Raw genomic sequence first — 8,386 nt, 5'->3', positions numbered from 1 at the left:
GTCGTCGTGCGGACCATTGAAGCGCTCCTGGCGCGAACGGTGAGCCCGACCAATCTCGGGGGACCGCTCATGATTGCCAGCGCGACCAGCCAGGCTGCCGAACAAGGGCTGATGTGGCTCATACGCCTGACGGCATTCATCAGCATCAACCTCTGCGTCTTCAATCTGCTGCCGCTGCCGGTCCTTGATGGCGGCCTACTGGTGATTCACGGCATCGAAGGTATCCGGCGTCGTCCGTTGAACCCGAAGTTTGTCGAACGTTTTCAGATGGTTGGGCTCTTCTTTATTGTGTTTTTGATGGTTTTCGTCACCTATCACGACGTCCGGCGCTGGGTGGAAAGCCTGATACCCTAGCCGGCTGTGGGCGCGTCGTCTGGTGCGCGACGCGCCCGGTGTGTGTCGGTCAGGCGAGGTTGTTCCGGGGAGTGTATGAAACATGAGCGGAATTACGTGTAAATTTGGCGGGACATCGCTGGCGGACGCTGCCTGCGCGCGTCAGGTGGCGGAAATCATCCGCGCCAATCCTGCGCGGCGTTTTGTTGTGCCTTCGGCGCCAGGGAAGCGTGTCTCGACCGATAAGAAAATCACGGACCTGCTCTATACGTGGCACAGCATGGCGCGGCAGGGGCTGGACGTTTCGGAACCGTATGAAATCATTTCCCAGCGGTTTACGGAATTGGCCCGGGAACTCAATCTCGGGTTCGATGTGGAGGCCTGTCTTGAAGAGATTGCGTCGCATGTTACGCATTTCGAAGAGGCGGACTACATGGCGTCGCGCGGCGAGTACCTGAATGGACGCCTGCTCGCGGAGTTGCTGGGCGCCACTTTCGTGGACCCGGCGGAATGCATCCATTTTGACGCGATGGGACGGTTGGATACCGTGACCTATGACCTGCTCGCGAAACGGCTGCAGGGGCCGGGGCTGTTCGTGGTGCCGGGTTTCTACGGCGCAACGCCGGACGGGCGCATCAAGACATTCTCGCGGGGCGGCAGCGATATCACGGGCTCGATCGTTGCGCGTGCTTCCGGTTCCTATCTGTATGAAAACTGGACGGATGTTTCCGGGTTCCGCATGGCTGACCCGCGCATCGTGCCGGAAGCGAAATGGATCGAAGAGATCACGTACCAGGAATTGCGCGAGCTTTCGTACATGGGCGCGACCGTGCTGCACGACGAGGCCATCTTCCCCGTGCGCGAATTGGGCATCCCGATCAACATCCGCAACACGAAAGAACCCGATCATCCGGGCACGACCATTGTGGCGCGGCGCAAGAGCAGGCAGGTGGTCTGCGGCATCGCGGGCCGCTCGGGCTTCACCATGGTCAACATGGAAAAAGCCTTCATGAACAAGGAGCGCGGCTTCGGGCTGCGGGTCCTGTCAGTGCTCGAAGAACTTGACATGGCCTGGGAACACATGCCCACGGGCATCGACACGCTTTCGCTGATCGTCCGCGATGAGGAATTGGGTCAGAAAGGGGACGCGCTGTGCGAGTTGCTGCGGGAACGGTGTAAGCCGGACAATATCAGCCTCACCCACGGAATAGCGATCATCGCGACGGTGGGCGTGGGCATGAACCACTATATCGGCGTGGCCGCGCGCCTCTGTTCGGCCCTGGCCGAGGCGCACGTAAACCTGCGCGTGATCGACCAGGGTTCGTCGGAGATGAACATCATCGTGGGCGTGGACGAACAGGACCTCGGCAAGGCGGTGCGCGCCATTCATGATGCCTTCGAACATTGGGGCGCGCAATAACCGCGCCGCGCAACGGCGCGGCGGAAGGACGGCGCATCGTGGTCCGGCGGGAAACTTCAATCGCGGCGGACTGGTTCGCGGACGCGTTCGACAGCTTGTATCCCGTGGTGTACGCGCACCGAAGCATCGAGGCGGCGGCGCAGGAGGCCGCCTTTGCTGCCGCCTGCACAGGGCTTGGTCCCGCCGACCGCGCGCTGGACCTGTGCTGCGGGGCGGGGCGGCACATGGTTCATCTGGCGGAACGGACGACGCGCCTGACCGGCCTGGATTACTCGCCGTCGCTCTTGGCGTTGGCGCGCCGGCGAGGTGGTTCCGCGCTCCGGTTCGTCCGCGGCGACATGCGCGCATTGCCCTTTGTGGGTCAAGCGTTCGATGTTGTGTTCAATTTCTTCACCAGTTTTGGCTATTTCCTGGAGGATTCGGAGAACGTGCAGGCGGCGCGCGAGATGGGGCGCGTCCTGCATTCCGGCGGACGCTTCCTGCTCGATTTTCTGAACGCTCCGCAAGTCCGTGCGACGCTTGCCCCGCATACGGAGCGGCGCGCGGGCGCGTACCTGGTTGAGGAACACCGTTGGCTGGACGAACGCGCCGCCCGCGTGAACAAGAGGACCATCGTGAAGCAGGATGGCGCCGTCGTGGCGGCCTATGAGGAGTCGGTCCGGCTGTATACCGGGGCGGAACTCACAACGCTGCTCGCGGAGGCGGGCCTTTCCGCGGAGCAGCGCTTCGGCGATTTCGCGGGCGGCGCGTGGCGGGAAGACAGCCCCCGCCTGATCCTGGCTGGAACCAAGGTTTGAGGCCATGCTGAGTCTTCCGGATGCGTATCGCGGCGAAGCGCCTGCGTTGATGACCTTTTACGCGGGGCCGGCGCGAAGCGTCTTCGAGCCTTCGCCGCGGTCCGGGGCGTTGCCGGAAATCACGCCGTGGGACCCGCTGCTCGTTGAGGACATGCGCGCGTATCAGCACGGACTGGGCCTGGAACGTTCGTTCGCCGGCAATGAGGCGGTCATTGTTACGGGCCAGCAGCCTGGACTCTTCAGCGGCCCGCTGTACACGATTTACAAGGCGATGACCGCCATCAAGCTTGCGGCGCGTCTGGAGCGCACCCACGCCAGACCCGTCGTGCCTGTCTTCTGGCTGGGCAGCGACGACCACGATTTCGAAGAAGCGCGCAGCGTATCCGTGCTGACGCGACGTCACCAGCCGCTTCGTCTTACCTATGCGCCCGCGCAGCCGGTGGACGCCCTGCCGCTGCATCGCATTCCTGCCGAAGACTCGTTGCACGGCCTGGTAGATGCGCTGGCGGAGGCGGTCCCGGGTTCGGAACATGCCCCCGCGATAACGGAGTGGTTGCATCAGTCGCTCGACGGCGCGGAGTCTTTCGCCGCATGGACCGCCCGCCTGCTCGCGCGTCTGTTTCGCGATACGCCGCTGGTGATTTTCGAACCGCGGCTGCCTGCGGCGCGGCGTATCGCCGCGCCGGTGCTCGCCCGGGAGATAGCATCGCCGCTGGCGGGCACCACGCGGTTGCGGGAAGCCGCGCGGCAGCTTGAAGCACTTGGTTTTGCGCCGCAGTTGGTCAAAGCCGGGCACGAATGCAATTTCTTCGTGGAGATTGACGGCCGGCGGCGCAAAGTTGTTTTCGAAAAAGGAGTGTTCCTTGCGCCCGAGAATCAGTTGAGTTGGACTCCCGCCCAGATGACGGCGTTACTGGAGAGCAGTCCGGACCGCTTCAGCGCGAACGTGGCGCTGCGCTGTGTCGTGCAGCAGGCGCTGTTCCCGGCGCTTGCCTATGTGGCGGGACCCGGCGAGATCGCCTATTGGGCGCAACTGAAGGAATTCTTTGCCCTGTTTGAACTGCCGATGCCGGTCGTGTATCCCCGCGCGAGCGCCGTGCTGGTCACGGTGAAGCTGAGGAAACTGCTGGAGAAGTTCCGGTGGGCTCCGTCTGACGTGACAGACAGCGGTGAGACCCTGCTGGACAGCGCCTTGGCCGCAGTTGCGGCGCATCCTGCGCTCGATGCGCTTCGCCGGGGCCGCGCCACGGTGCTTGGCGCCGTCGAAGCGCTTGCGGATGCTTTCGGCTCGCTGGACGCGCCCAGTCCCGCGCGTGACGCCGCGCGCGCCCTGCACGCCAGGACGGCGGCGGACCTGGACCGGATGGAACGCTTGTTGCGCCGCGCGGACCAGGCGCAGACCGCTGCCGTGAGCAAACAGGTTGAGCGCCTGCGCCATGCGCTGGCGCCGGACCGCAAGCCGCAGGAGCGGGTGTACACGTTGTTCTCGTTTCTGTTCGAGCACGGGTGGGGGCTTGTGCCGCGCTTGCTGAACGCGCTCGATATCGAATCATCTGTCATGACGGAGATAGAACTATGACGCTGGACGTACTCGCCGTGGGGGCCCATCCGGACGATGCGGACCTGGGCGCCGGCGGCACGATCATCAAGCTGTCGCGCCGGGGGCTCCGTGTTGGCATTCTCGACCTGACGCGCGGCGAACTCGCCACGCGCGGGCGGCCGGAGGAACGGGAGGCGGAAGCGCGCGAAGCGGCGCGTCTGCTGGGCGCCGCTGTCCGCGAGGGGGCCGGCCTGCCAGACGGGCGGGTTGCGAATGACCCGGAGCAGCGCGAGGCCGTGATTCGTCGTATTCGCGCATGGCGGCCCAAGGTCCTGCTTGCCCCCATGATTCCGGACCGTCATCCGGACCATGCGGCGGCGCACGCGCTGGCAAAGGACGCCAACTTCCTCGCGGGTGTGCGCAAGGTGGATACGGGCCAGGAGCCGCATCGGGCAAGTGTTATATATTACTATAATGCATATCATGAGACGGGCGCCGAACCCCGCTTTGTCGTCGATATTACCGGCGTGTTCGACGCCAAGATCGACGCGTTGAGAGCGTTCCGGTCGCAGTTGTACAACCCTGCGTATCCGGGCGAGCCGACCTGGGTGGCGTCGGAAGCCTTCTGGGACGCCATTGAGGCGCGCGCGGGGTACTGGGGCTCGCGTGTCGGCGTAAGATATGGCGAACCATTCTATGGGGACGCGCCCTTGGGGTTTGACTTGCCGCCCGGTCTGACTTGAAAGGGAGCACGCGCCATGAGAATCGGAATTACCTGTCATCCGTCCGCGGGCGGCAGCGGCGTCTTGGCCACTGAACTGGGAATTGCACTCGCCGAACGGGGGCATACGGTGCATTTTGTGGCCTATGAGGTGCCGTTCCGGCTCAAGGGCTTTCACGCCAATGTCTACAGCCACGACGTGGACATTGCGGCCTATCCGTTGTTTCGCACGCCGCCGAGCTCGCTGGCGCTGGCTGCCAAGATCTGCGAAGTGGCCGAGGAATACGAGATCGACCTGTGGCACGCGCACTACGCCATTCCCAACGCGGCATCCGCGCTGTTCGCCCAATGGATGCTGCCGGAGGAACGGCGCTACGCCATCGTGACCACGCTGCACGGCACCGATATTACGCTCGTGGGAACGGACGCCTCTTTCTTCCGCATCACAAAGTTCGCCATGGAGCAGAGCCAGGCCGTGACGGCGGTGTCGCAGTGGCTGACGGCGGAAACCGAGCGCGAGTTCGGACTCAAAGACCGTGTCAGAACCATCTACAACTTCGTGGACCCGCGAAAATTCAACAATTCGCCGTTACGGCGCTGCCACCTTGCGGACGGCGGCGAGAAGATTATCATGCACATCTCGAACTTCCGGCCCGTGAAGCGCGTGACGGACGTGGTGCGTGTCTTCAAACGCGTCGCAGAGCGCATTCCGGCGCGGCTCATCATGGTCGGCGAGGGTCCCGAACGCATGGCCGCGGTCGGTGTCGGGAAGCAGTTGGGCGTTGCGGACAAGGTCCGCTATCTCGGCAGCCAGGAGAACATCGAGGAAATCCTTCCCTGTGCGGACCTGGTGTTCCAGCCCAGTGAACACGAGAGTTTTGGGCTCGTTCCGCTTGAGGCCATGGCGTGTCAGATTCCCGTGTTGGCCACGCGCAGCGGCGGCATCGTCGAAGTCGTCGAGGACGGCGTCACGGGCTGCCTGTGCGAGGTGGGGGACATTGAGGCGATGAGCGCGCAGGCGATAGAACTGCTGACGAACGACGCAAAAGCCCGGGAAATGGGCCGGCGCGGGCGCGAACGCGCGTTACGCCTGTACAACCGCGAGGACATTGTGTCGCAGTATGAGGAACTGTACGCCGAGGTGCTCGCGGGGTGGCGCCGGAGGTGAACCTAGTCGCTACCGGCGGCCCGCCGTGTGACGCATGGCGGACGTGCGGGACAGAAGCAGGAACGTGAAGAAACGGTTGACGCACAGGGCGAACAATACAATGCGGACCGCGACCATCCCGGCAAGCAGGTACAGCGCTATCAGGAATCCCACCATGAGCACGCGCCCCACGGCCAGGGGCGCCTCCCACGCTGCGATGTATTCAATGTGCTGTCCGGGCGCGGGCGCGCTTTGCTCGATGACCTCGAAACGGACGCTCGAGTGGGGAATCTCGAACAGAGGGCCCGCCAGGGATCGCAGGAATCCAAACGCGATGACCGTGTAGATATTGAAGCGCCATAGGATGATCGTGCCCGCGGCCAGAAGACAACAGGTCGAGAATAGCATGGCGCGCCTGCGCGTCCGAGGGGTTACCATGCGGCCGACGGTGTAGGCGATAAGAATGCCCACCATCGCCTGTGCGCTGGCAAACAGACCCACGTTTGCTTCCTTGCCGGTCTCTATGAACATGACGATGCCAAGCAACACGTTGAAAAGGCTGAATGCGCCCGCGAGCGTGAACGCGGCCAGCATCACCATGCGCCAGTCCCGCTGGTCCTTCCCCGGAAAGAGAGCGCGGCGAATATGGTAGGGGCGGGGCGTTTTGTCGGGTGGCATGCGCAGACTCAATGCCATGGCCGTCAGGTAGAGAAGAGCCGCAAGCGCGAAAAGGGTGTGATAGCCGGCGCGGCCGTTGGGCATGAACTCTATGAAGAATCCGGCGAGCATGGGTGCAAACAACTGCGCCGCGCCAGAGACCGCCGAAAGCCAGCCGAAGTAGTATTCGCGTCTGCCCTTGCCCGATACGTCGTAGTTGAAGACGTTGTTGCCGGCCCAGAACAGGCCCCAGGTCACGCCGAGCAGCCCGCCAAGCAGCGGCGCGAGACGCGCCGCGTCCTCGCGCAGATAGAGGATGGTCCCATAGTACACGGCGTGCAGGAAGAGGCCCAGGCGATAGACGTGCAGCCGGTCCCGCGCCTGGGAATACCAGCCCGCAAGAATAAACACGACTGGAGTAACGGCATACAGCGCAAGATAATGGAGACATACGACGTGCAGTTCGAGGCTGTTGATCCACAAATACACGCCGACGAAAATCGAGCACAATGCGTCCGCGGCCACGTACAAGGCGTTCAAGACAAGCACAAGCCGCGCGTCTCGGGTAAGCCGGTTGCGATTCATATGGGGCGCAAGCGTAGCGCAATAAGGGCGCCAACGCAAGACCGGAATGGCGTCCCGGACTTGACATGACGCGGCCGTTCGTGCGTTGATTCGAAATACCAGGTGTTGCGGCGCGCCGCCCTGAGGCCGATGACGCGCGGCGGCTCGCCGGAGGTGAGAACGAGGTACAGGCTATGGCAATTACGCGGTTTGGAATCGTGATGGCCGGCGGCGCGGGCGAGCGCTTTTGGCCCTTGTCACGCCGGGTCCGGCCCAAGCAGCTTCTGCCGCTGGTGAACCCGGCGAAAAGCATGCTTGAGGAGGCTGTTGAGCGCCTGCTCCCTTTGATACCACCCGAACGTCTCTACGTTATCACCGGCAGGCATCTGGTCGAGCCTATCCGGAAAGCCCGTGTGGGCGTGCCGGATGCGAATGTGCTGGGCGAGCCGGGCAAGAAGAACACTTCCGGCGCCTTGGCCTTTGTCATGGCCTGGATCATGGCCCGGCACGCCGGCCTGGGGCCGGAGGAAATCAGTCTTGCCGTCACCACGGCGGACCATCGTATCGGAGACGACGCCGCGTTCCGCGTCTGCATCGACACGGCTTTGCGCGCCGCGGAGTGTCACGACGCCCTCGTCGTCTGCGGGATTGCGCCGACTCGGCCGGAAACGGGCTTCGGTTACATCGAAGTAGCGGCGGATCGTCCGCCTCTGCCGGGTTTTGCCGCGCCGCGGGTCTTTGAGGTGCGGCAGTTTCACGAAAAGCCCGACCGGACAAAGGCCGAGGCCTATCTGGCTTCCGGGCGCCACCTCTGGAACAGCGGCATGTTCTTCTGGCGCGCCTCCACGTTTCTCAGCGAAACGGCCGTTGCCAGAAACAGCTTGCACGAAGCTGTCCAGCAGATGACTGCTGCTTTGCGCCAGGGGGAGGAGCGCGAGGCGGACCGTGTTTTCGATACGCTGGAGGATATCTCGATTGACTATGCCCTGATGGAGCGCGCCCAGCGCGTGCTCGTGGTGTGCGGCGCGTTTCCGTGGGCGGATGTCGGCGCGTGGCCGGCCTTGCTCGACCATGGCGCGCGCGACGCCGCGGGCAACCTGCTCGTGGGCGGTCCCGCCGTTCTCGACAGCACGGACTGTATCATCTACAACGCGCCGGGCGCGGAACGCATGGCGGTGGGCGTCATTGGTTTGCGAGATACCGTCGT

The 8,386-nt window shown here is 63.8% G+C and carries 8 protein-coding genes; 7 read left to right on the top strand and 1 reads right to left on the bottom strand.

The genetic code is table 11. From position 1 onward, the window contains the following. The 6 genes from KA184_16075 to bshA form a co-directional block, all read left to right on the top strand. The coding region (locus KA184_16075; protein MBP8131097.1) for a site-2 protease family protein at positions 1-354 on the top strand (354 nt) is incomplete at its 5' end. Between the two features lie 82 nt (positions 355-436). Beyond that, positions 437-1,753, top strand: a complete 1,317-nt coding sequence (locus KA184_16070) for an aspartate kinase (protein ID MBP8131096.1) — start codon at positions 437-439, stop codon at positions 1,751-1,753. A 38-nt stretch (positions 1,754-1,791) separates the two neighbouring features. After that, positions 1,792-2,550 carry a class I SAM-dependent methyltransferase gene (locus tag KA184_16065; GenBank protein ID MBP8131095.1) on the top strand — a complete coding sequence of 253 codons (759 nt, stop codon included), beginning with the start codon at positions 1,792-1,794 and terminating at the stop codon, positions 2,548-2,550. Positions 2,551-2,554: 4 nt separating this feature from the next. Next, positions 2,555-4,129 (top strand): bacillithiol biosynthesis cysteine-adding enzyme BshC, encoded by a 1,575-nt coding sequence (bshC, locus tag KA184_16060; protein MBP8131094.1) that lies wholly within the window; start codon positions 2,555-2,557, stop codon positions 4,127-4,129. Further along, on the top strand, positions 4,126-4,833 hold the full coding sequence (bshB1, locus tag KA184_16055) for a bacillithiol biosynthesis deacetylase BshB1 (protein ID MBP8131093.1): 708 nt from the start codon (positions 4,126-4,128) through the stop codon (positions 4,831-4,833). The genes bshC and bshB1 overlap by 4 nt, the downstream gene beginning before the upstream one ends. A gap of 15 nt (positions 4,834-4,848) precedes the next feature. Further along, the gene (gene bshA / locus KA184_16050) at positions 4,849-5,979 is read left to right on the top strand and encodes an N-acetyl-alpha-D-glucosaminyl L-malate synthase BshA (protein MBP8131092.1); all 1,131 of its coding nucleotides are present in this window, start codon (positions 4,849-4,851) and stop codon (positions 5,977-5,979) included. A 9-nt stretch (positions 5,980-5,988) separates the two neighbouring features. Here bshA and KA184_16045 read toward each other — a convergent pair whose 3' ends face one another. Continuing rightward, complete coding sequence (locus KA184_16045) at positions 5,989-7,200, bottom strand: MFS transporter (GenBank protein ID MBP8131091.1); 1,212 nt, start codon at positions 7,198-7,200, stop codon at positions 5,989-5,991. Between the two features lie 173 nt (positions 7,201-7,373). Here KA184_16045 and KA184_16040 point away from each other — a divergent pair. Beyond that, positions 7,374-8,386: mannose-1-phosphate guanylyltransferase (locus tag KA184_16040; protein MBP8131090.1), on the top strand; the 1,013-nt coding region annotated here is incomplete at its 3' end.

It is taken from the genome of Candidatus Hydrogenedentota bacterium, from assembly GCA_018005585.1.
GTDB lineage: Bacteria > Hydrogenedentota > Hydrogenedentia > Hydrogenedentales > JAGMZX01 > JAGMZX01.
Note: the sequence above shows the minus strand (reverse complement) of the source record. Positions and strands in the feature narration are given on the sequence as shown.

Excerpts from the sequence above, each read along its gene's own strand:
- KA184_16070 (MBP8131096.1), top strand. The coding sequence starts at position 437 with ATGAGCGGAATTACGTGTAAATTTGGCGGGACATCGCTGGCGGACGCT.
- bshC (MBP8131094.1), top strand. The coding sequence starts at position 2,555 with ATGCTGAGTCTTCCGGATGCGTATCGCGGCGAAGCGCCTGCGTTGATG.
- bshB1 (MBP8131093.1), top strand. The coding sequence starts at position 4,126 with ATGACGCTGGACGTACTCGCCGTGGGGGCCCATCCGGACGATGCGGAC.
- bshA (MBP8131092.1), top strand. The coding sequence starts at position 4,849 with ATGAGAATCGGAATTACCTGTCATCCGTCCGCGGGCGGCAGCGGCGTC.
- KA184_16045 (MBP8131091.1), bottom strand. The coding sequence starts at position 7,200 with ATGAATCGCAACCGGCTTACCCGAGACGCGCGGCTTGTGCTTGTCTTG.